Below are 21,029 nucleotides of genomic sequence, written 5' to 3'. Positions count from 1 at the left end.
GACTGGAGCATGCAACTGAATTCCACCGAAATCAGCGAACTGATCAAGCAGCGCATTGCTCAGTTCAATGTTGTGAGTGAAGCTCACAACGAAGGTACTATTGTTTCTGTAAGTGACGGTGTTATCCGCATCCACGGCCTGGCCGATTGTATGCAGGGTGAAATGATCTCCCTGCCGGGTAACCGTTACGCTATCGCACTGAACCTGGAGCGCGACTCCGTTGGTGCGGTTGTGATGGGTCCGTATGCTGACCTCGCCGAAGGCATGAAGGTTAAGTGTACTGGCCGTATTCTGGAAGTTCCGGTCGGTCGTGGTCTGTTAGGCCGCGTGGTGAACACCCTGGGTGCGCCAATTGACGGTAAAGGTCCTGTTGAGCACGATGGTTTCTCGCCAATCGAAGTTATCGCTCCGGGCGTTATCGATCGTCAATCCGTAGACCAGCCGGTACAGACCGGTTACAAATCTGTTGATGCCATGATTCCAATCGGCCGTGGCCAGCGTGAGCTGATCATCGGTGACCGTCAGACCGGTAAAACCGCGATGGCAATCGATGCGATCATCAACCAGCGTGATTCCGGCATCAAGTGCGTATACGTAGCTATCGGCCAGAAAGCGTCCACTATCTCTAACGTGGTGCGTAAACTGGAAGAGCACGGCGCGCTGTCCAACACTATCGTTGTTGTGGCTACCGCTTCTGAATCTGCTGCACTGCAATACCTGGCGCCGTATGCCGGTTGCGCAATGGGCGAATACTTCCGCGACCGCGGTGAAGATGCGCTGATCGTTTACGATGACCTGTCTAAACAGGCTGTTGCTTACCGTCAGGTTTCCCTGCTGCTCCGTCGTCCGCCAGGACGTGAAGCATTCCCGGGCGACGTGTTCTACCTCCACTCCCGTCTGCTGGAGCGCGCATCCCGCGTTAACGCGGAATACGTTGAGAAGTTCACCAATGGTGAAGTTAAAGGTAAAACCGGCTCCCTGACTGCGCTGCCGATTATCGAGACGCAAGCTGGTGACGTTTCCGCATTCGTTCCGACCAACGTAATTTCCATTACCGATGGTCAGATCTTCCTGGAAACCAACCTGTTCAACTCCGGTATTCGTCCGGCGGTTAACCCGGGTATCTCCGTATCCCGTGTTGGTGGTGCTGCTCAGACCAAGATCATCAAGAAACTGTCCGGTGGTATCCGTACCGCGCTGGCGCAGTATCGTGAACTGGCTGCGTTCTCTCAGTTCGCATCCGATCTGGACGAAGCGACTCGTAAGCAGCTGAGCCACGGTCAGAAAGTGACCGAACTGCTGAAACAGAAACAGTATGCACCTATGTCTGTAGCACAGCAGGGCCTGGTACTGTTCGCTGCTGAACGCGGTTACCTCGAAGATGTGGAACTGGCGAAAATCGGTAGTTTCGAAGCCGCTCTGCTGGCTTACGTTGACCGTGACCACGCTCCGCTGATGCAAGAGATTAACCAGACCGGTGGCTATAACGACGAGATCGAAGGCAAGCTGAAAGGCATCCTCGACTCCTTCAAAGCAACCCAGTCCTGGTAAAGTCTGGCGGCTTGCCTTAGGGCAGGCCGCAAGGCATTGAGGAGAAGCTCATGGCCGGCGCAAAAGAGATACGTAGTAAGATCGCAAGCGTCCAGAACACGCAAAAGATCACCAAAGCGATGGAGATGGTCGCCGCCTCCAAAATGCGTAAAACGCAGGATCGCATGGCGGCCAGCCGTCCATATGCAGATACTATGCGCAAAGTGATTGGTCACCTTGCGAACGGTAATCTGGAATATAAGCACCCGTACCTGGAAGAACGCGACGTTAAACGCGTGGGCTACCTGGTGGTGTCGACCGACCGTGGTCTGTGCGGTGGCTTGAACATTAACCTGTTCAAAAAACTGCTGGCGGATATGAAAGCATGGTCCGATAAAGGCGTTCAGTGCGACCTCGCAATGATCGGCTCTAAAGGCGTGTCTTTCTTTAACTCCGTGGGCGGCAATATTGTGGCCCAGGTGACCGGTATGGGTGATAACCCGTCCCTGTCCGAACTGATCGGCCCGGTAAAAGTGATGTTGCAGGCCTACGATGAAGGCCGTCTGGACAAGCTTTACGTTGTCAGCAACAAATTTATTAACACCATGTCTCAGGCTCCGACCATCACTCAGCTGCTGCCGTTACCGGCTTCAGAAGATGATGATCTGAAACGTAAGTCCTGGGATTACCTGTATGAGCCCGATCCGAAAGCGCTGCTGGATACCCTCCTGCGTCGTTATGTGGAATCTCAGGTTTATCAGGGCGTGGTAGAAAACCTGGCCAGCGAGCAGGCCGCCCGTATGGTGGCGATGAAAGCCGCGACCGATAATGGCGGCAGCCTGATTAAAGAGCTGCAGTTGGTATACAACAAAGCTCGTCAGGCCAGCATTACTCAGGAACTCACCGAGATCGTCTCGGGGGCCGCCGCGGTTTAACCAGGTTATTTCGTAGAGGATTTAAGATGGCTACTGGAAAGATTGTCCAGGTAATCGGCGCCGTGGTCGACGTCGAGTTCCCTCAGGATGCCGTACCACGCGTGTACGATGCCCTTGAGGTACAGAATGGTAATGAGAGCCTGGTGCTGGAAGTTCAGCAGCAGCTCGGCGGTGGCGTAGTTCGTGCTATCGCCATGGGTTCTTCCGACGGTCTGCGTCGTGGTCTGGAAGTTAAAGACCTCGAGCACCCGATCGAAGTCCCGGTAGGTAAAGCGACTCTGGGCCGTATCATGAACGTCCTGGGTCAGCCGATCGACATGAAAGGCGACATCGGCGAAGAAGAACGTTGGGCTATCCACCGCGCGGCGCCTTCCTATGAAGAGCTGTCCAGCTCTCAGGAACTGCTGGAAACCGGTATCAAAGTTATCGACCTGATGTGTCCGTTCGCTAAGGGCGGTAAAGTTGGTCTGTTCGGTGGTGCGGGTGTAGGTAAAACCGTAAACATGATGGAGCTGATCCGTAACATCGCGATCGAGCACTCCGGTTACTCCGTGTTTGCGGGCGTAGGTGAGCGTACTCGTGAGGGTAACGACTTCTACCACGAAATGACCGACTCCAACGTTCTGGATAAAGTATCCCTGGTTTACGGCCAGATGAACGAGCCGCCGGGAAACCGTCTGCGCGTTGCGCTGACCGGTCTGACCATGGCTGAGAAATTCCGTGACGAAGGTCGTGACGTTCTGCTGTTCGTCGATAACATCTATCGTTACACCCTGGCCGGTACCGAAGTATCTGCACTGCTGGGCCGTATGCCTTCAGCGGTAGGTTATCAGCCGACTCTGGCGGAAGAGATGGGCGTTCTGCAGGAACGTATCACCTCCACCAAAACCGGTTCTATCACCTCCGTTCAGGCGGTATACGTTCCTGCGGATGACTTGACTGACCCGTCCCCAGCAACCACCTTTGCGCACCTTGACGCAACCGTGGTACTGAGCCGTCAGATCGCGTCTCTGGGTATCTACCCGGCCGTTGACCCGCTGGATTCCACCAGCCGTCAGCTGGATCCGCTGGTTGTTGGTCAGGAACACTACGACACCGCGCGTGGCGTACAGTCCCTGCTGCAGCGTTATCAGGAACTGAAAGACATCATCGCCATCCTGGGTATGGATGAACTGTCTGAAGAAGATAAACTGGTGGTAGCTCGCGCTCGTAAGATCCAGCGCTTCCTGTCCCAGCCGTTCTTCGTAGCAGAAGTATTTACCGGTTCCCCGGGCAAATACGTTTCGCTGAAAGACACCATCCGTGGCTTTAAAGGCATCATGGAAGGCGAATACGATCACCTGCCGGAGCAGGCGTTCTACATGGTCGGTTCCATCGAAGAAGCCGTGGAAAAAGCCAAAAAACTTTAACGCCTTAATCGGAGGGTGATATGGCAATGACTTACCACCTGGATGTCGTCAGCGCAGAGAAACAAATGTTCTCTGGCCTGGTCGAGAAAATCCAGGTAACGGGTAGCGAAGGTGAACTGGGTATTTTCCCGGGTCACGCCCCGCTGCTCACCGCCATTAAGCCTGGTATGATTCGCATCGTTAAACAGTTCGGTCACGAAGAGTTTATCTATCTGTCCGGCGGCATTCTTGAAGTGCAACCGGGCAACGTGATCGTTCTGGCCGATACGGCAATTCGCGGTCAGGACCTCGACGAAGCGCGAGCCCTGGAAGCGAAACGTAAAGCGGAAGAGCACATCAAGAGCTCTCACGGCGACGTGGATTACGCTCAGGCGTCCGCGGAACTGGCCAAAGCGATCGCTAAACTGCGCGTTATCGAATTGACCAAAAAAGCGATGTAACACCGGCTTGAAAGCTAAAAGCCAGTCTGGCAACAGACTGGCTTTTTTTATGCTTAATACGACAGCGGTGACGTCGGACAAAACACACTCCCCCTTAATTGTTATTGATTAGTTAAATGATGAAGCGTAGACTGATTTTTGTGATGCAAATCACAAAAAAACACTGTCAAACCGCACCTGCAATCTGGAAATCATCATGAAACTGTTCCACAAAATCATCGCCAAATTTAGCGCCCTGAGCTTCTGATCGCCGCTCTACCGTCCTGCTTTCACGCACTATCGCTCATCAAAACGACAACACATGCGATGTGAAACAACGGAAAAGAGGTCACCCGAGGGTGGCCTCTTTGCTTTTTATGCCTCTCTTTAACCACTTTCCAGCCCAAACTCATTGACCTTTCCCGCCCGGGACAGGCTAAAATTCTGTCAGGTTATAAACTTACGGTTTATCAGCGACAACGGTAAACACTGCTTTATTCAGGTGACAAAAAAACAGCAAAAGCAGTGAGATAGAAGACTATCTCCCTCACTATCATCGTTTTTCAGCGTTAAACTGATTTGCGATGGTGAAAAATAGCGCCCTAAAATGGTGTATAGCATTGAGCCTGGACGTTTTCTCCACGTCTCGTTTCATGATGAAAAATATGTAGCAATTTCAACGTGAAAGGCTTTTACTTTTCGTTCTAACAGCTGTCAGGATGCGTATGTCAAACAGTGCGATGAGCGTGGTTATCCTTGCCGCAGGCAAAGGGACCCGCATGTATTCCGATCTTCCTAAGGTGCTGCATACTTTGGCCGGGAAGCCAATGGTTCAGCACGTCATTGATGCGGCTAAAGATTTAGGCGCTGCCGCGGTACACCTGGTGTACGGCCACGGCGGCGATCTGCTGCGTCAAACGCTGCATGAAGATAACCTCAACTGGGTGCTGCAAGCAGAGCAGCTCGGTACCGGCCATGCGATGCAGCAGGCGGCGCCGTTCTTCAATGATGATGAAGATATCTTGATGCTCTATGGCGATGTGCCGCTGATTTCGGTTGAAACGCTACAGCGCCTGCGCGCCGCAAAACCGCAGGGCGGTATTGGCCTGTTAACGGTGAAGCTGGATGATCCAACCGGTTATGGGCGCATCACGCGAGAAAATGGCCTGGTGACAGGCATCGTTGAGCATAAAGACGCCAGCGAAGCACAGCGCCAGATTCAGGAGATCAATACCGGGATTCTGGTTGCTAACGGCGCGGACCTGAAACGCTGGTTGGCGAAGCTCACTAACAATAACGCCCAGGGCGAATACTACATCACCGATATTATCGCGATGGCCCATCAGGAAGGTCATGAGATCGTTGCGGTGCATCCTCAGCGTCTGAGCGAAGTTGAAGGGGTGAACAACCGCCTGCAACTCGCGCGTCTGGAACGAGTATATCAGTCAGAGCAGGCGGAAAAGCTGCTGCTGGCGGGCGTGATGCTGCGCGACCCGGCGCGTTTCGATCTGCGCGGCGTGCTGAAACACGGGCGCGATGTCGAAATTGATACTAACGTTATTCTGCAAGGTCATGTCGTGCTGGGCGATCGCGTGAAGATCGGCGCCGGCTGCGTCATCAAAGACAGCGTCATCGGTGATGACTGCGAAATCAGCCCGTATAGCGTGGTTGAAGATGCGCAGTTGCAGGCCGCCTGCACCATCGGCCCGTTTGCGCGTCTGCGTCCGGGGGCTGAGCTGCTGGAAGGCGCTCACGTCGGCAACTTTGTCGAAATGAAGAAAGCGCGTCTGGGCAAAGGTTCGAAGGCAGGTCATCTCTCCTATCTCGGCGATGCTGAAATTGGCGACAACGTTAATATCGGCGCGGGTACTATCACCTGTAACTATGATGGCGCAAATAAGCATAAAACGATCATCGGCGATGATGTGTTTGTCGGTTCTGATACGCAACTGGTCGCGCCGGTCAGCGTTGGTAATGGCGTGACGATTGCCGCGGGCACCACCGTCACGCGTAATATCGCTGACAACGAACTGGTGTTAAGTCGCGTGCCGCAGGTCCACAAACAGGGCTGGCAGCGTCCGGTGAAGAAAAAGTAGTTTTTAGATTGTCGCCGGGTGAGAGTTCGCCCGGCGAACCAGGATGAGAGGATCAATATAGGTCCCCGTCCGCATGCAGTACCATAAAAATAACCCCACTCTCTACAAGGCTCGGGGCGCCCGTAAAGGGCAAATACAGGTCAGCGACAACGCATGGCATATCGCCATTATCAGGAAATTTAACTATGTGTGGAATTGTTGGCGCAGTCGCGCAGCGTGATATTGCTGAAATCCTTCTCGAAGGTTTACGTCGTCTGGAATACCGTGGCTATGACTCTGCCGGTCTGGCTGTGGTCGATAACGAAGGTCATATGACCCGCGTTCGTCGTCTCGGTAAAGTTCAGATGCTGGCTCAGGCGGTAGAAGAGCAACCGTTACACGGCGGTACCGGGATTGCCCATACCCGCTGGGCGACGCACGGCGAGCCGTCTGAGAGCAATGCGCATCCGCATGTTTCTGAACACATTGCGGTGGTCCATAACGGGATCATCGAGAACCATGAGCCGCTGCGCGTCCTGCTGCAGTCCCGCGGCTATGTCTTCGTCTCTGAGACCGATACCGAAGTTATCGCGCATCTGGTGCACTGGGAGCTGGAACAGGGCGGCACTTTGCGTGAAGCCGTGCTGCGCGCAATCCCGCAGCTGCGCGGCGCCTATGGTACGGTGATCATGGATACCCGCGATCCGGGGACGCTGCTAGCGGCACGTTCAGGCAGCCCGCTGGTCATTGGCCTGGGCATGGGCGAAAACTTTATCGCTTCTGACCAACTGGCGCTGCTGCCGGTGACCCGCCGCTTTATCTTCCTCGAAGAGGGCGATATTGCCGAAGTTACCCGTCGTACGGTGGTGATTTTCGATAAATCCGGCGCGGAAGTGAATCGCCAGGAGATCGAATCTAATCTGCAGTATGACGCCGGTGATAAGGGGATTTATCGCCACTATATGCAGAAAGAGATTTACGAGCAGCCGAACGCGATTAAGAACACCCTGACCGGGCGCATCAGCCATGGCGAGGTCGATCTCAGCGAGCTGGGGCCGAATGCCAACGCGCTGCTGTCGCAGGTTGAGCATATCCAGATTGTTGCCTGCGGAACCTCGTATAACTCCGGGATGGTCTCCCGTTACTGGTTCGAAGCGTTAGCCGGTGTGCCGTGCGATGTCGAAATTGCTTCGGAATTCCGCTACCGCAAATCCGCGGTGCGCCGCAACAGCCTGATGATCACCCTCTCCCAGTCCGGTGAGACGGCGGATACCCTGGCGGCGCTGCGCCTCTCTAAAGAGCTTGGCTATCTGGGTTCGTTGGCTATCTGCAACGTTCCGGGCTCCTCGCTGGTGCGCGAGTCCGACCTGGCGTTGATGACCAAAGCCGGTACCGAAATCGGCGTGGCATCGACCAAGGCCTTTACCACTCAGCTGACCGTGCTGTTGATGCTGGTGGCGAAACTGGCGCGTCTCAAGGGCCAGGACGCGGCTATCGAGCAGGATATCGTGCATGGCCTGCAGGCGCTGCCGAACCGTATCGAGCAGATGCTGTCGCAGGATAAGCGCATCGAACAGCTGGCGGAACGTTTCTCCGATAAGCAGCACGCGCTGTTCCTTGGCCGCGGCGATCAGTACCCGATCGCGCTGGAAGGGGCGTTGAAGCTGAAAGAGATCTCCTACATTCATGCTGAAGCTTATGCGGCGGGCGAGCTGAAACACGGTCCGCTGGCGCTGATTGATGCCGAAATGCCGGTCATCGTTGTGGCGCCGAACAACGAATTGTTGGAAAAACTGAAATCCAATATTGAAGAAGTTCGCGCCCGCGGTGGTGAACTGTACGTCTTCGCCGATGAAGACGCCGGTTTCAGCGGCAGCGACAACATGCATATCATCGAGATGCCCCATGTCGAAGAGGTGATTGCGCCGATCTTCTTTACCGTGCCGCTGCAGCTGCTGGCTTATCACGTTGCGCTGATCAAAGGCACCGACGTTGACCAGCCGCGTAACCTGGCGAAATCGGTGACCGTAGAGTAACGGTCTATACGACTGAATCAGGCAGTGAAATCTGTAAATCCGGTAGTGTTAATGAAACACTATCGGATTTTTTTATATCCAGCTCACACTATGTTTATTTATTTTTTCCAGAATTGAATTTCTCTTCGTAAATTATAAAAATGGTTCACATGTAAAGATAATTAGCGATGCCGCAGGATTACAGAAAGAAAGTTTTTAAAGCAATAGACTATATCAATGATCATCTTTGTGTTAATCCAACGCTGGATGAAATAGCGAGTGAAGTAGCGGTATCAAGTTTTCATTTTCACCGAATCTTTAAAGCTCAGGTTGGGGAAACGGTGGCTGCTTTTACTCGCCGTCTGCGAATGGAAAAGGCGGCCATGCATTTGATTGAATCTCCATATGGCGATATCACCGGTCTTGCTTTGCAGATCGGATTTTCCAGTTCGCAAAATTTTGCTAAAGCTTTTCGTCAGCATTTTTCACTCACCCCCGGTGAGTTTCGTCGTCGTTTTGCGAGACAAAAGAAAAGCAAACCTGGAAACGTCAGTATTGTAGAAAGCGACTATTCTCAATCCGATGCGATGTTGAGCACATGGGATGATGCTGGTTTTATCGCGGCTGGCGTGGAATATTTACCGGCAGTGCGCCTGGCATATATGCGGCGATTCGGCCTGTATGGGAAAGAGACGTGCCAACAAACGCACGCAGACCTGTTAGCACTGTTTCCTGATACGCCATTGCAGCCCGGAGGAATGATTTGCCTCTATTGGGATTCGCCAGAAGTTACACCGGAGTTACGTTGCCGCACCGATGTGTGCGTAGAACTCGCTGGCAGTGTAAAAACCGGGCGAGAAATTGCCGTACAGACGCGAGCGAGTGGGCGGTATGCCATTTGTAAGTTTGCTGTTTATGGGGAAGATTTGGATACCGCCTGGGATATCGCATTTGCTTGGGTTAATACTCAGGGTTATTTAAAAGGCGATAGCCCGTGCTATGAAAAATATTATCCAGAAACGGATGTCTCTCGCGATTATTATGTTTTCGATATTGGTATTCCTTTGAAAAACACACCAGCTGAATAACATTTTATAACTATTGATTTGGTCTTTATTGGCAAACGCAACGGAGTTATTAATGAAACGCTCAATGCTTTATCTGGTGTGTGCACTGGCGATGTCTCCTTTTTCAGTTTATTCTCAGCAAGATAATAAAATAATTATATATGGTGGGGACATTTATAGCGCTGATGCGTCAAATCCGCATCCTGAAGCTATTGGTATTGAAGGGGAAAAAATCGTTGCCGTTGGTAAATACCAAGACGTCCTTAAACTAGTTGGTGAGCATGCCCGGCAAATCGATCTAAAAGGTCGGTATCTGATGCCTGGATTGGTTGATACCCATGCCCACGTCGCTAATGCTGGTTTTCAGACGCTAACGCTGGAATTCCCCGGCGGCTTGCAGGATGCCGCAGCAGTGCGTGCTTTCGTCGCTAAAAATAAAGATAATCCGCAGCGCGATCTGCATGGTGTGCAGTACTACAGTAATGTGCCGTTGGATTACTGGGATCGAATTAGTCTGCTAGATAGCGTATTCAATGCGCCGGAATATAAAAATACGCCGGTGGTGTTGGGTGGCGCTGACGCCCATACCGGCTGGGCTAATCAGGCAATGCTACGTAAAGCGGGTTTAACAACGGAAAAACTCCGACATGCAGATAGCGCTTTTAAAGCGGGAACGGGATTGACAGCTGACGGTAAAATCAGCGGTTTTGTCACTGAAGGCGCGTGGGATTTCGTGATGAATGCCATCCCTGCCGTTGATGACGAGACATTATCCCGTGCCATTATTGCGGGAGCGGATGCCATGAACCAGTTCGGCATTACTGCCTGGATGGATCCGCTAAGCAATATTCGCCCATTGTCACCGATGTTTGACGCCAGCCCTAATCGCAACGATGTAGGCTTGCTTCCCGCATACTCGGCGTTGGCTAAGGCCGATAGGCTAACCGCCCATGTTAGCGGCCTGGCGTTGGTGAATATTAATGCCGGGCCTTCAATTATTGACGATGTGTTAGCGCTGCGCGATAAATTCTCTCAAAGCCCTGATTTCAGGCTGGCGGGGATTAAGATCTTTCAGGACGGTGTCATTGAATACCCTTCACAAACGGCGAAACTGAGCCTGCCTTATTTGAATCGTCCAGGCTATCGCGGCAGCGAATCGTTAAATAAAACCAGGTTCTGTCAGCTGATTACCCGTACGGATGCCGAGCATCTGATCGCGCATTTTCATGCGATCGGCGATCGCGCTGTTGAAGAATCGCTGGATGCCGTAGCTTGTGCCCGAAAAGCCAACGGTAATAGCGAGACGCTACATAGCATCACCCATCTGGAAGTGGTCAGCCCGCAGAGCTACCCTCGTTTTCAGCAGCTTAATGTTGCGGCCTCGATGCAGCTATTATGGGCCGGTAAGGATGGTGATGGCGCCACGACAACCTTACTGGAGGGCAAGGTACCTGCACCTCTGTTAACTCATCTTTATCCGGCAGGCGATCTGTACCGTCACCATGCATTGATTGCCGGCGCCAGTGATTTACCGGTGTCCAGCGCGAACCCGCTATTGGCTATTTACACGGCCGTCACGCGCAGGGGGGAGTTGGGCGAGCTACCGCCGGATAGTGAGAAAATTAGTCGGGAGGCGATGCTTCAGGCCTATACTTTGAATGCGGCGAAGGTGATTGGCCGGGGAGATGAAATAGGTTCGCTGGCCGTAGGCAAAAGCGCCGATTTTGCACTTTTCGATCGCAATCTTGAAAAAGTGAGTATTGAGGAGTTGCGTGACGCGAAGGTCGTCTGGACGATGTTTGAGGGCCGTCAGGTTTATCAAGCGGAGTGACGTCATTTCAGGGCTGCCTCCCGGCAGCCTTTTAAGAGATGAAGTAAAATCCGCTTCCCTGCTTTATGACAGACTGTCATTTTCGAACCTTATTTTCATTGTCATACAGGTAAAATCTTGCCGTAAACCTGATGTCACAATTAAATCCAATTCATTGAAAATATTGATTTTAATTTCCTTTCGTCGAACGCATTTTTGCGTGTCATAAAACTGTCATAATTCGTACATTTTACTGTCACCTGTTTGTCCTATTTTGCTCACCATAGCTTCGAAACAACGGTTTACGAATCCCAGCAGGAGACATTATGAACGTTATGCGTACCACCGTCGCAACAGTTGTCGCCGCGACCTTATCGATGAGCGCTTTCTCTGCTTTCGCAGCAGCAAGCCTGACTGGCGCAGGTGCAACTTTCCCTGCTCCGGTGTATGCCAAATGGGCTGATACCTATCAGAAAGAAACGGGCAATAAAGTTAACTACCAGGGTATCGGTTCCTCTGGCGGCGTTAAACAGATTATTGCCAACACCGTGGATTTCGGTGCTTCTGATGCTCCTCTGGCTGATGACAAACTAGCGCAGGAAGGCCTGTTCCAGTTCCCGACCGTTATCGGCGGCGTGGTGCTGGCGGTTAACCTGCCGGGCGTTAAATCCGGCGAGCTGGTGCTCGATGGTAAAACCCTCGGCGACATCTATCTGGGCAAAATCAAAAAATGGGATGACGAAGCGATCGCTAAACTCAACCCTGGCCTGAAGCTGCCGGCTCAGAACATCGCCGTGGTCCGCCGCGCGGATGGTTCCGGTACTTCCTTCGTCTTCACCAGCTATCTGGCGAAAGTGAACGAAGAGTGGAAATCTAAAATTGGCGCAGGTTCTACCGTAAACTGGCCAACCGGCCTGGGCGGTAAAGGCAACGACGGTATCGCAGCCTTCGTTCAGCGTCTGCCGGGCGCTATCGGCTACGTCGAGTATGCTTACGCTAAGCAGAATAACCTGGCCTACACCAAACTGCTGTCCGCTGACGGCAAGCCGGTCAGCCCGACGGAAGATAACTTCGCTAATGCGGCGAAAGGTATCGACTGGAGCAAGTCCTTCGCTCAGGACCTGACTAACCAGAAAGGTGAAAATGCATGGCCGATCACCTCAACCACTTTCATCCTCGTCCACAAGGCTTCCAATAAGCCGGAGAATACCGCGGAAGTGCTGAAGTTCTTCGACTGGGCATACAAAAACGGCGGCAAAGAAGCGAATGCGCTGGATTACGCCAGCCTGCCGGATAGCGTGGTTGAGCAGGTACGCGCCGCATGGAAAACCAACGTGAAAGACAGCAGCGGTAAAGCGCTGTACTAATACCCGCGGAATGTCGAGCTGCCGGCGAGCTTCCTGCAGCTCGAATTATTTCGGGTATAGCATTACCTTTGCCCGTAAGCTCAGTAAAATGCTGGGTTTTTGGGCCCGAACTTAAAGAGTAACCTATGGCTGCAACCAAGCCGGCATTCAACCCTCCGGGGAAAAAGGGTGACATGATCTTCAGCGCGCTGGTAAAACTGGCTGCGCTGATTGTGCTATTGATGCTGGGTGGCATCATCGTCTCCCTCATCATCTCTTCATGGCCAAGTATTCAGAAATTTGGCTTTTCCTTTTTGTGGACCAAAGAGTGGGATGCGCCGAATGAGATCTTCGGTGCGCTGGTACCGATTTACGGGACCCTGGTTACCTCAATTATCGCGTTGTTGATCGCCGTTCCGGTGAGCTTCGGCATCGCGCTGTTCCTGACTGAACTCTCCCCAGCCTGGCTAAAACGCCCGCTGGGTATTGCTATTGAGCTGCTGGCGGCGATCCCGAGTATCGTATACGGCATGTGGGGCCTGTTTATTTTCGCCCCGCTGTTTGCGACTTACTTCCAGGAACCCGTCGGCAACGTCCTTTCGACCATCCCCTTTGTCGGTGCGCTGTTTGCCGGCCCGGCGTTCGGTATTGGCATCCTGGCGGCCGGCGTCATTCTGGCCATCATGATCATTCCTTATATCGCCGCCGTAATGCGTGACGTCTTCGAGCAGACTCCGGTGATGATGAAAGAGTCCGCATATGGGATCGGCTGCACCACGTGGGAGGTGATTTGGCGCATCGTGCTGCCGTTCACCAAAAACGGGGTGATCGGCGGCGTCATGCTCGGCCTGGGGCGCGCGCTGGGTGAAACCATGGCTGTCACCTTTATCATCGGTAACACCTATCAGCTAGACAGCGCTTCGTTGTATATGCCGGGCAACAGTATTACCTCGGCGCTGGCCAATGAATTCGCGGAAGCGGAAAGCGGCCTGCACGTAGCGGCGCTGATGGAACTGGGTCTGATCCTGTTCGTTATCACCTTTATCGTTCTGGCCGCGTCGAAGTTCATGATTATGCGTCTCGCTAAGAACGAGGGGGCTCGCTAATGGCAACGATCGAATTGCAAACCACCGCCGCGCTGGCGGAATCCCGTCGCAAGATGCAGGCTAAACGCCGCCTGAAGAACCGCATTGCCCTGACCCTGTCGATGGCGACTATGGCGTTTGGTCTCTTCTGGCTTATCTGGATCCTGATGTCGACCATCACGCGTGGCATCGACGGCATGAGCCTGGCGCTGTTTACCGAAATGACGCCGCCGCCGAATACCGCGGGCGGCGGTCTGGCGAATGCCCTGGCGGGCAGCGGCCTGCTGATCCTGTGGGCGACCGTCTTTGGTACGCCGCTGGGTATCATGGCCGGTATCTATCTGGCGGAATATGGCCGTAAGTCGGTACTGGCGGAAATCATCCGCTTTATCAACGATATTCTGCTTTCCGCGCCGTCTATCGTCGTGGGTCTGTTTGTCTACACCATCGTGGTGGCGCAGATGCAGCACTTCTCCGGCTGGGCGGGCGTTATCGCGCTGGCGCTGCTGCAGGTGCCTATCGTGATTCGTACCACTGAAAACATGCTGAAACTGGTGCCGGATAGCCTGCGTGAAGCAGCCTATGCGCTGGGGACGCCGAAGTGGAAGATGATTTCCGCGATCACCCTTAAGGCGTCGGTATCCGGCATTATGACCGGTATCCTGCTGGCCATTGCCCGTATCGCCGGGGAGACGGCGCCGCTGCTGTTCACCGCGCTCTCCAACCAGTTCTGGAGCACCGATATGATGCAGCCGATCGCCAACCTGCCGGTGACCATTTTTAAATTTGCCATGAGTCCGTTCGCGGAATGGCAGCAACTGGCTTGGGCCGGGGTATTGATTATCACCCTGTGCGTCTTGCTGCTGAATATTCTGGCGCGCGTTGTCTTCGCGAAGAAGAAACACGGTTAATTTTTGCGGCGCGGCCTAAGCGGCGCCGAATGAGGAAGAGATTGAGATGAGTATGGTGAACGCGAATCCGGGTAAAATTTCAGTTCGTGACCTGAACTTCTACTACGGCAAATTCCATGCCCTGAAGAACATCAACCTGGATATCGCTAAGAACCAGGTGACGGCGTTTATCGGCCCGTCAGGCTGCGGTAAATCCACTCTGCTGCGTACGTTCAACAAGATGTTTGAGCTGTACCCGGAGCAGCGTGCGGAAGGCGAAATTCTGCTGGATGGCGACAATATTCTCACCAATACCCAGGATATCGCCCTGCTGCGCGCGAAAGTAGGGATGGTATTCCAGAAGCCGACGCCGTTCCCGATGTCCATCTACGACAACATCGCCTTCGGCGTGCGCCTGTTTGAGAAGCTGTCGCGCGCCGATATGGACGAGCGCGTGCAGTGGGCGTTGACCAAAGCCGCATTATGGAATGAAACCAAAGATAAACTGCACCAGAGCGGGTATTCTCTCTCCGGTGGTCAGCAGCAGCGTCTGTGTATTGCCCGCGGTATCGCGATTCGCCCGGAAGTACTGCTGCTCGATGAACCTTGCTCAGCGCTGGATCCCATCTCCACCGGGCGTATTGAGGAGCTTATCACCGAGCTGAAGCAGGATTACACCGTCGTTATCGTTACCCACAACATGCAGCAGGCTGCGCGTTGTTCCGACCATACGGCATTTATGTATCTTGGCGAGCTGATTGAATTCAGCAACACGGACGATCTGTTTACCAAGCCCGCTAAGAAGCAAACTGAAGATTATATTACTGGCCGCTACGGTTGATTGCCCTTCTGCTTTCAGGTGCTAACCCGATGGGCAATCAGGAGACATCATGGATAACTTAAATCTTAATAAACATATTTCCGGCCAGTTCAACGCAGAACTGGAGTACATACGCACCCAGGTGATGACCATGGGTGGGCTGGTGGAGCAGCAGCTTTCTGATGCGATCACCGCGATGCACAATCAGGACAGCGATCTGGCGAAGCGCGTAATCGACGGCGACAAGCAGGTCAATATGATGGAAGTGGCGATCGACGAGGCCTGCGTGCGCATCATCGCTAAACGTCAGCCGACCGCCAGCGACCTGCGGCTGGTAATGGCGATCATCAAGACTATCGCCGAGCTGGAACGTATTGGCGACGTGGCGGATAAAATCTGCCGCACCGCGCTGGAGAAGTTTTCCCAGCAGCACCAGCCGCTGCTGGTGAGCCTGGAGTCGCTGGGCCGCCATACCGTGCAGATGCTGCATGATGTACTGGATGCCTTTGCGCGTATGGATCTCGATGAAGCGGTACGTATCTATCGCGAAGACAAGAAAGTCGACCAGGAGTATGAAGGCATCGTGCGTCAACTGATGACCTATATGATGGAAGATTCACGTACCATTCCGAGCGTCCTGACCGCGCTGTTCTGCGCGCGCTCCATCGAACGTATCGGCGATCGCTGCCAGAATATCTGCGAATATATTTTCTACTTCGTTAAAGGCCAGGATTTCCGTCACGTAGGCGGCGACGAACTGGATAAGCTGCTCGCGGGTAAAGATCCGAAAGAGTAAAGATCACGATGGTTGATTCTGGTAAAGGAAATTATCAGAATCAACTATGATTTTGCGCATAGCAGACATATTGCTGCGATTATCGTCACAATTAATACTCTGACTATTTGAGTTTTAAATTTTCTCGCGTAACAATCCCTCTCACTGACTGAGCGCTGAAGCTCAGATGGTTAAAATGGATTGTTACTGCGACAGCAGGCAAAACCTGATATTGCCCCAGGCGGCGATGTCAGGTTTTTTTGTTTTAGACGCTGAATGGTTTGCTGATAAGGGTTGTTACCGCAATGAGCGGGCAAAACCTGAAGAGGATTATCTGTTAATGCAGATGGTCTCCTTCAGGTTTTTTTTTGCTACTTATTCGTTATGAAAATAAAAGCTGCAGTTACGTGGAATGGTATTAATGCAGTTTATTAAAAACATAACGCCATTTATTAATTACGTGTTTCATTTACGCCAATGCTTATATAAGGGATTATTATGATTAGAAGAAATATGATCGCTTCGGCGATGGTTTTGCTGGCGCCGCTTTCTTATTCAAAAAATCTTATTGCCGGGCAACTTACGGTTGAACAACGGCTGGAGCTTCTGGAAAAAGCGCTTCAGGACACACAAAAAGAACTCAAGAAATATCAGGATCAGGAGAAAAAAAGGAACCAGGTCTGGGCCGCCTGGTCGCAACCGGTAAATAGCCAGAAGAGCCGGAGCGCGGAAGCGCCCACGGCGACCAAAGCGGCCGCTAAGCCGGATGCGGTGCTGGTCAAAAATGAACAATCCGAGCAGGGCGGTGAGCCAGCCTATAGCGCCATGACGCTGAAAGATTTTAGCAAATTCGTGAAAGATGAAATTGGCTTTAGCTATAACGGCTATTACCGTTCTGGCTGGGGAACTGCCTCGCACGGCTCGCCAAAATCGTGGGCCATCGGCTCGCTTGGCCGTTTGGGTAACGAGTATTCCGGCTGGTTTGATTTACAGCTTAAACAGCGCGTTTTTCAGGAAGGCGATAAACGTGTGGACGCCATCGTGATGCTCGATGGCAACGTGGGTCAGCAATATTCTACCGGCTGGTTTGGCGACAATGTCGGCGGCGAAAACTACCTTCAGTTCTCGGATATGTACGTCAACACCAAAGGCTTTCTGCCGTTTGCCCCGGAAGCGGATTTCTGGGTCGGTAAGCACGGCGCGCCGAAAATCGAGATCCAGATGCTGGACTGGAAAACGCAAAGAACCGATGCGGCAGCTGGCGTAGGGCTTGAAAACTGGAAGGTGGGCGCCGGTAAATTTGATATCGCGCTGGTGCGCGAAGACATCGATGACTACGACCGCTCTTTGACCAATAAGCAGCAAATTAATACCAATACCCTGGATGTACGTTACAAAGATATTCCGCTGTGGGATAAAGCCTCGCTGATGGTGAGCGGGCGCTATGTCGCTGCGAATCAGAGTTCATCAGAGAAATATAAAGAGGGGAATGAAGGTTACTATCAATGGAAAGATACCTGGATGGTGGGAACTTCGTTAACGCAGAAATTTGATAACGGCGGCTTTAACGAATTCTCATTATTACTGGCGAACAACTCCATCGCCAGCAGCTTCTCGCGCTATGCCGGATCGAGCCCGTATACCACCAATAATGGGCGCTATTATGGCGATCATACCAACGGCACCGCCGTACGCTTAACCTCACAGGGGGAAACCTATCTGCGCGATGATGTCATTATGGCTAATGCGATCGTTTATTCATTTGGTAATGACGTTTATAGCTATGAAACCGGCGCCCATTCAGATTTTGAATCTATTCGCGCCGTGGTTCGTCCGGCATATATCTGGAATAAATATAATCAGACCGGCGTTGAGCTGGGATACTTCAAACAGCAGAACAAAGATGTGATGGGGAAGAAATATAACGAATCCGGTTATAAGACCACCTTATTCCATACCTTCAAAGTTAATACCAGTATGCTGACCTCGCGCCCGGAAATCCGCTTTTATGCGACTTATATTAAAGCCGAAGATATCGACCTGGATAAGGCCGCTAACAATACCACCGCGGTTTTTGAAGATGGCAAGAACGACCAATTCGCCCTCGGCGCGCAGGCCGAAATTTGGTGGTAAGGCCGCAAGCGCCTGCTCATAAAAACGTAAAAAGGAATCAAAATGAAACGACATGCAATCTACTTCGCCCTGGCGCTGGCTGGCGCCACAATTACGGCGCACGCCGCTCCGCTGCCGACGATGCCTGATGCCGCCATTCCTGTCAGCCAGTATATTACTCAGGTGAATACGGATAACAGCGTGACTTTCCGGTTATTTGCCCCCGATGCCAGGCGCGTATCCGTCGTCACGGGATCGACGCCGGATACGTTTGTCTCTCATGACATGACCAAAGATATCCAGGGCGTATGGACGTGGAAAAGCGATCGCCTGGCCGCCAATCTTTATGAGTACTACTTCGATGTGGACGGTTTTCGTTCCGTCGATACCGGTAGCCGCTACCAGAAACCGCAGCGCCAGGTGAATACCAGCCTGATCCTGGTGCCCGGCAGCATTCTTGACGATCGGGCAGTCCCGCACGGCGATCTGCGTACCGTCACCTACCATTCGACGGCGCTTAAGTCAGAACGCCGCGTCTATGTCTGGACGCCGCCGGGTTATAACGGCAGCGGCGAACCGTTGCCGGTGCTCTATTTCTACCACGGTTTTGGCGATAGCGGCCTGTCGGCCATCGACCAAGGGCGCATCCCGCAAATGATGGATAACCTGCTGGCGGAGGGCAAAATCAAGCCGATGCTGGTGGTGGTGCCGGATACCGAAACCGATATTCCTCAAGCGATCGCGGAAAACTTCCCGCCGCAGGAGCGGCGTAAAAACTTCTATCCACTCAATGCGAAAGCCGCAGACAACGAACTGATGCACGACATCATTCCGCTGATCGATTCCCGATTTAACGTGCGTAAAGATGCCGACGGCCGGGCGCTGGCGGGGCTGTCGCAGGGCGGTTACCAGGCGCTGGTGTCCGGGATGAACCATCTTGAGAGCTTCGGGTGGCTTGCCACCTTTAGCGGGGTTACGACAACCACGGTTCCCGATGCTGGCGTGGAGGCGCAGTTGAATAATCCTGACGCCATCAATAAACAACTGCGTAACTTTACGCTGGTGGTTGGCGAAAAAGACGCCGTCACTGGCAAAGATATTGCCGGCCTGAAAAGCGAACTGGAAAAGCAGAAGATCAAATTTGATTACCACTCTTATCCCGGTCTGAATCATGAAATGGACGTCTGGCGTCCGGCCTATGCCGAGTTTGTGCAAAAGCTCTTTAAATAACCGTCAGGGGGCATGGCGCCCCCTGTCTCAACCAGTAAAGGAAGATGAGATGAAATTGATTGTGACGGAAGATTATGAAGAGATGAGCCTGGTCGCCTGCCATCATCTTTTAGGCTATATCACGGTGCCGCGACGGATGAATCTGGCGGTGACGGCGGGGAGTACGCCGAAGCGTATGTATGAGCATTTGGTGGCCGCCATCAAAGGGAAATCATTCTATGATCGGGTTCACTATTACAACTTTGATGAGATACCTTTTCGCGGCCAGCAGCGTGAAGGAGTGACGATTTCCAACCTGCGCCAGCTGTTTTTTACTCCAGCGCAAATCAAAGAAGAGAACATCCATAAATTGACGCTGGAGAACGCGGCTCAACACGATCGCCGCCTCGAAGAGGCCGGCGGTCTTGACCTGGTCGTGCTGGGGCTGGGCGCCGACGGCCATTTTTGCGGCAACCTGCCGAACACTACACGTTTTCATGATGAGACGGTCGAAGTACCGATTCAGGGGGAGCTGATTGGCATTGTCGCGAACGGCGAAATGGGGGGCGATTTCAATGTGGTGCCGGATAGCTATGTCACCATGGGGCCGAAAAGCGTGATGGCGGCAAAAAACCTGCTGCTGATTGTCAGCGGCGCGGCGAAAGCGCAAGCGCTAAAGCAGGTGGTGGAAGGCCCGGTCAGCGAACTGGTGCCGGCCTCTGTACTCAAGTTGCACCCTTCGTTGGTGATTATTGCGGATAAAGCGGCTGCGGCGGAATTGCAGCACTAAAAAGCCGCTGGCCAGCGGGGCTACCGTTGTGACCAACCGTAGCCCGACCGAGCGTAGTGACGTCGGGTCTTAACGAGTAATATCCCAGCCACGCGCTCTCCACAATGCCGGCAGCTCAGCTAAATCGGTAAAGGTCGTTACTTTCGGATGATCGATCGGTTGGTTGTGCGGGTCGGCGCAGAAGTAAAAGACTTCCATACCCGCGGCGATCCCTGATTGGGCTCCCGCGCTGGAATCATCGACCAGAATACAATTTTCGACTTGTACCTGCATGGCCTCTGCCGCATGGAACATCAGCGCCGGGTCGGGTTTCCAGCGCTGAATGTCGTAACCGCTGTACAGCCGGTCTGGGAAGTGGTGCAGCATCTGCGTTCTACCGAGCGAATGTTGCATTTTACTGACCGGGCCATTCGACACCACGCACATGGGGATCTTCACCGCGTCCAGCAGCGCAGCGGCGCCGGGGATGATCTCCAGCTCGCTATCGAACAGACGGGCGACTTCGGCGCGGTACACCGGCTCCAGGGTTTCTTTTTTCAGGTTAACGCCATATTCAGCGTTGATGGTGTCGATAATCTCGTACAGCTTAACGCCTTTGAAGCGCTTAAAAATTTCGGCTAAATCCAGCGTAATACCGAATTCCTGAAACATGTGAACATAGGCGCGTGAGCAAATCACCTCGCTATCGACCAGCGTGCCGTCACAATCGAAAAATACTGCTTGTGGTTGGGTCATACTTTTT

At 52.9% G+C, this 21,029-nt stretch carries 18 protein-coding genes; 17 read left to right on the top strand and 1 reads right to left on the bottom strand.

Features of this window, described 5'->3' with window-relative positions; translation table 11 throughout:
- The first annotated feature begins 9 nt into the window (after window positions 1–9).
- The 17 genes from atpA (at window position 10) to PGR10_RS23915 (ending at window position 20,287) form a co-directional block, all read left to right on the top strand.
- Window positions 10–1,551, top strand: coding sequence for a F0F1 ATP synthase subunit alpha (gene atpA / locus PGR10_RS23995; protein ID WP_015369006.1), 1,542 nt, complete (start codon window positions 10–12; stop codon window positions 1,549–1,551).
- Between the two features lie 50 nt (window positions 1,552–1,601).
- The gene (gene atpG, locus PGR10_RS23990) at window positions 1,602–2,465 is read left to right on the top strand and encodes a F0F1 ATP synthase subunit gamma (RefSeq protein ID WP_015369007.1); all 864 of its coding nucleotides are present in this window, start codon (window positions 1,602–1,604) and stop codon (window positions 2,463–2,465) included.
- Window positions 2,466–2,491: 26 nt separating this feature from the next.
- Entirely contained in the window at window positions 2,492–3,874 is a 1,383-nt protein-coding gene (atpD, locus tag PGR10_RS23985) for a F0F1 ATP synthase subunit beta (RefSeq protein WP_015369008.1), read from the top strand.
- Window positions 3,875–3,894: 20 nt separating this feature from the next.
- Complete coding sequence (locus tag PGR10_RS23980; RefSeq protein ID WP_015703917.1) at window positions 3,895–4,314, top strand: F0F1 ATP synthase subunit epsilon; 420 nt, start codon at window positions 3,895–3,897, stop codon at window positions 4,312–4,314.
- A gap of 704 nt (window positions 4,315–5,018) precedes the next feature.
- Entirely contained in the window at window positions 5,019–6,389 is a 1,371-nt protein-coding gene (glmU, locus tag PGR10_RS23975; protein ID WP_430924229.1) for a bifunctional UDP-N-acetylglucosamine diphosphorylase/glucosamine-1-phosphate N-acetyltransferase GlmU, read from the top strand.
- 185 nt (window positions 6,390–6,574) lie between these two features.
- The gene (glmS, locus tag PGR10_RS23970) at window positions 6,575–8,404 is read left to right on the top strand and encodes a glutamine--fructose-6-phosphate transaminase (isomerizing) (protein ID WP_430924228.1); all 1,830 of its coding nucleotides are present in this window, start codon (window positions 6,575–6,577) and stop codon (window positions 8,402–8,404) included.
- A gap of 167 nt (window positions 8,405–8,571) precedes the next feature.
- Window positions 8,572–9,471: an AraC family transcriptional regulator gene (locus PGR10_RS23965; protein WP_430924227.1), complete on the top strand. Its 900-nt coding sequence runs from the start codon at window positions 8,572–8,574 to the stop codon at window positions 9,469–9,471.
- Window positions 9,472–9,523: 52 nt separating this feature from the next.
- A complete protein-coding gene (locus PGR10_RS23960; RefSeq protein ID WP_087858864.1) occupies window positions 9,524–11,281 on the top strand; it encodes an amidohydrolase in 1,758 nt (585 codons plus the stop codon).
- Window positions 11,282–11,586: 305 nt separating this feature from the next.
- Window positions 11,587–12,627, top strand: a complete 1,041-nt coding sequence (pstS, locus tag PGR10_RS23955; protein WP_015369012.1) for a phosphate ABC transporter substrate-binding protein PstS — start codon at window positions 11,587–11,589, stop codon at window positions 12,625–12,627.
- 125 nt (window positions 12,628–12,752) lie between these two features.
- Window positions 12,753–13,712, top strand: coding sequence for a phosphate ABC transporter permease PstC (pstC, locus tag PGR10_RS23950; RefSeq protein ID WP_015703914.1), 960 nt, complete (start codon window positions 12,753–12,755; stop codon window positions 13,710–13,712).
- Window positions 13,712–14,602, top strand: a complete 891-nt coding sequence (pstA, locus tag PGR10_RS23945) for a phosphate ABC transporter permease PstA (protein WP_015369014.1) — start codon at window positions 13,712–13,714, stop codon at window positions 14,600–14,602. The genes pstC and pstA overlap by 1 nt, the downstream gene beginning before the upstream one ends.
- A gap of 46 nt (window positions 14,603–14,648) precedes the next feature.
- Window positions 14,649–15,422 carry a phosphate ABC transporter ATP-binding protein PstB gene (pstB, locus tag PGR10_RS23940; RefSeq protein ID WP_015369015.1) on the top strand — a complete coding sequence of 258 codons (774 nt, stop codon included), beginning with the start codon at window positions 14,649–14,651 and terminating at the stop codon, window positions 15,420–15,422.
- A 49-nt stretch (window positions 15,423–15,471) separates the two neighbouring features.
- Window positions 15,472–16,197, top strand: a complete 726-nt coding sequence (gene phoU / locus PGR10_RS23935) for a phosphate signaling complex protein PhoU (RefSeq protein ID WP_004145007.1) — start codon at window positions 15,472–15,474, stop codon at window positions 16,195–16,197.
- A 166-nt stretch (window positions 16,198–16,363) separates the two neighbouring features.
- Window positions 16,364–16,564, top strand: a complete 201-nt coding sequence (locus PGR10_RS23930; RefSeq protein ID WP_430924226.1) for a hypothetical protein — start codon at window positions 16,364–16,366, stop codon at window positions 16,562–16,564.
- 110 nt (window positions 16,565–16,674) lie between these two features.
- Window positions 16,675–18,309: a carbohydrate porin gene (locus PGR10_RS23925; RefSeq protein WP_430924225.1), complete on the top strand. Its 1,635-nt coding sequence runs from the start codon at window positions 16,675–16,677 to the stop codon at window positions 18,307–18,309.
- A 42-nt stretch (window positions 18,310–18,351) separates the two neighbouring features.
- Complete coding sequence (locus PGR10_RS23920; RefSeq protein ID WP_430918437.1) at window positions 18,352–19,518, top strand: alpha/beta hydrolase-fold protein; 1,167 nt, start codon at window positions 18,352–18,354, stop codon at window positions 19,516–19,518.
- 49 nt (window positions 19,519–19,567) lie between these two features.
- Complete coding sequence (locus PGR10_RS23915) at window positions 19,568–20,287, top strand: glucosamine-6-phosphate deaminase (protein ID WP_032713000.1); 720 nt, start codon at window positions 19,568–19,570, stop codon at window positions 20,285–20,287.
- A 69-nt stretch (window positions 20,288–20,356) separates the two neighbouring features.
- Here the strand turns inward: PGR10_RS23915 and yieH are convergent, their stop codons facing one another.
- A complete protein-coding gene (yieH, locus tag PGR10_RS23910; protein ID WP_113374101.1) occupies window positions 20,357–21,022 on the bottom strand; it encodes a 6-phosphogluconate phosphatase in 666 nt (221 codons plus the stop codon).
- Window positions 21,023–21,029 lie beyond the last annotated feature (7 nt).

This window comes from Klebsiella sp. 141198, from assembly GCF_050600785.1.
Taxonomy (GTDB): Bacteria; Pseudomonadota; Gammaproteobacteria; order Enterobacterales; family Enterobacteriaceae; genus Klebsiella; species Klebsiella aerogenes.
This window is presented reverse-complemented; position numbering and strand designations above follow the sequence as displayed.

What these genes read in the sequence shown, in the direction of transcription:
- atpA (WP_015369006.1), top strand. Translation starts at nt 10, where the DNA reads ATGCAACTGAATTCCACCGAAATCAGCGAACTGATCAAGCAGCGCATT.
- atpG (WP_015369007.1), top strand. Translation starts at nt 1,602, where the DNA reads ATGGCCGGCGCAAAAGAGATACGTAGTAAGATCGCAAGCGTCCAGAAC.
- atpD (WP_015369008.1), top strand. Translation starts at nt 2,492, where the DNA reads ATGGCTACTGGAAAGATTGTCCAGGTAATCGGCGCCGTGGTCGACGTC.
- PGR10_RS23980 (WP_015703917.1), top strand. Translation starts at nt 3,895, where the DNA reads ATGGCAATGACTTACCACCTGGATGTCGTCAGCGCAGAGAAACAAATG.
- glmU (WP_430924229.1), top strand. Translation starts at nt 5,019, where the DNA reads ATGTCAAACAGTGCGATGAGCGTGGTTATCCTTGCCGCAGGCAAAGGG.
- glmS (WP_430924228.1), top strand. Translation starts at nt 6,575, where the DNA reads ATGTGTGGAATTGTTGGCGCAGTCGCGCAGCGTGATATTGCTGAAATC.
- PGR10_RS23965 (WP_430924227.1), top strand. Translation starts at nt 8,572, where the DNA reads ATGCCGCAGGATTACAGAAAGAAAGTTTTTAAAGCAATAGACTATATC.
- PGR10_RS23960 (WP_087858864.1), top strand. Translation starts at nt 9,524, where the DNA reads ATGAAACGCTCAATGCTTTATCTGGTGTGTGCACTGGCGATGTCTCCT.
- pstS (WP_015369012.1), top strand. Translation starts at nt 11,587, where the DNA reads ATGAACGTTATGCGTACCACCGTCGCAACAGTTGTCGCCGCGACCTTA.
- pstC (WP_015703914.1), top strand. Translation starts at nt 12,753, where the DNA reads ATGGCTGCAACCAAGCCGGCATTCAACCCTCCGGGGAAAAAGGGTGAC.
- pstA (WP_015369014.1), top strand. Translation starts at nt 13,712, where the DNA reads ATGGCAACGATCGAATTGCAAACCACCGCCGCGCTGGCGGAATCCCGT.
- pstB (WP_015369015.1), top strand. Translation starts at nt 14,649, where the DNA reads ATGAGTATGGTGAACGCGAATCCGGGTAAAATTTCAGTTCGTGACCTG.
- phoU (WP_004145007.1), top strand. Translation starts at nt 15,472, where the DNA reads ATGGATAACTTAAATCTTAATAAACATATTTCCGGCCAGTTCAACGCA.
- PGR10_RS23930 (WP_430924226.1), top strand. Translation starts at nt 16,364, where the DNA reads ATGGTTAAAATGGATTGTTACTGCGACAGCAGGCAAAACCTGATATTG.
- PGR10_RS23925 (WP_430924225.1), top strand. Translation starts at nt 16,675, where the DNA reads ATGATTAGAAGAAATATGATCGCTTCGGCGATGGTTTTGCTGGCGCCG.
- PGR10_RS23920 (WP_430918437.1), top strand. Translation starts at nt 18,352, where the DNA reads ATGAAACGACATGCAATCTACTTCGCCCTGGCGCTGGCTGGCGCCACA.
- PGR10_RS23915 (WP_032713000.1), top strand. Translation starts at nt 19,568, where the DNA reads ATGAAATTGATTGTGACGGAAGATTATGAAGAGATGAGCCTGGTCGCC.
- yieH (WP_113374101.1), bottom strand. Translation starts at nt 21,022, where the DNA reads ATGACCCAACCACAAGCAGTATTTTTCGATTGTGACGGCACGCTGGTC.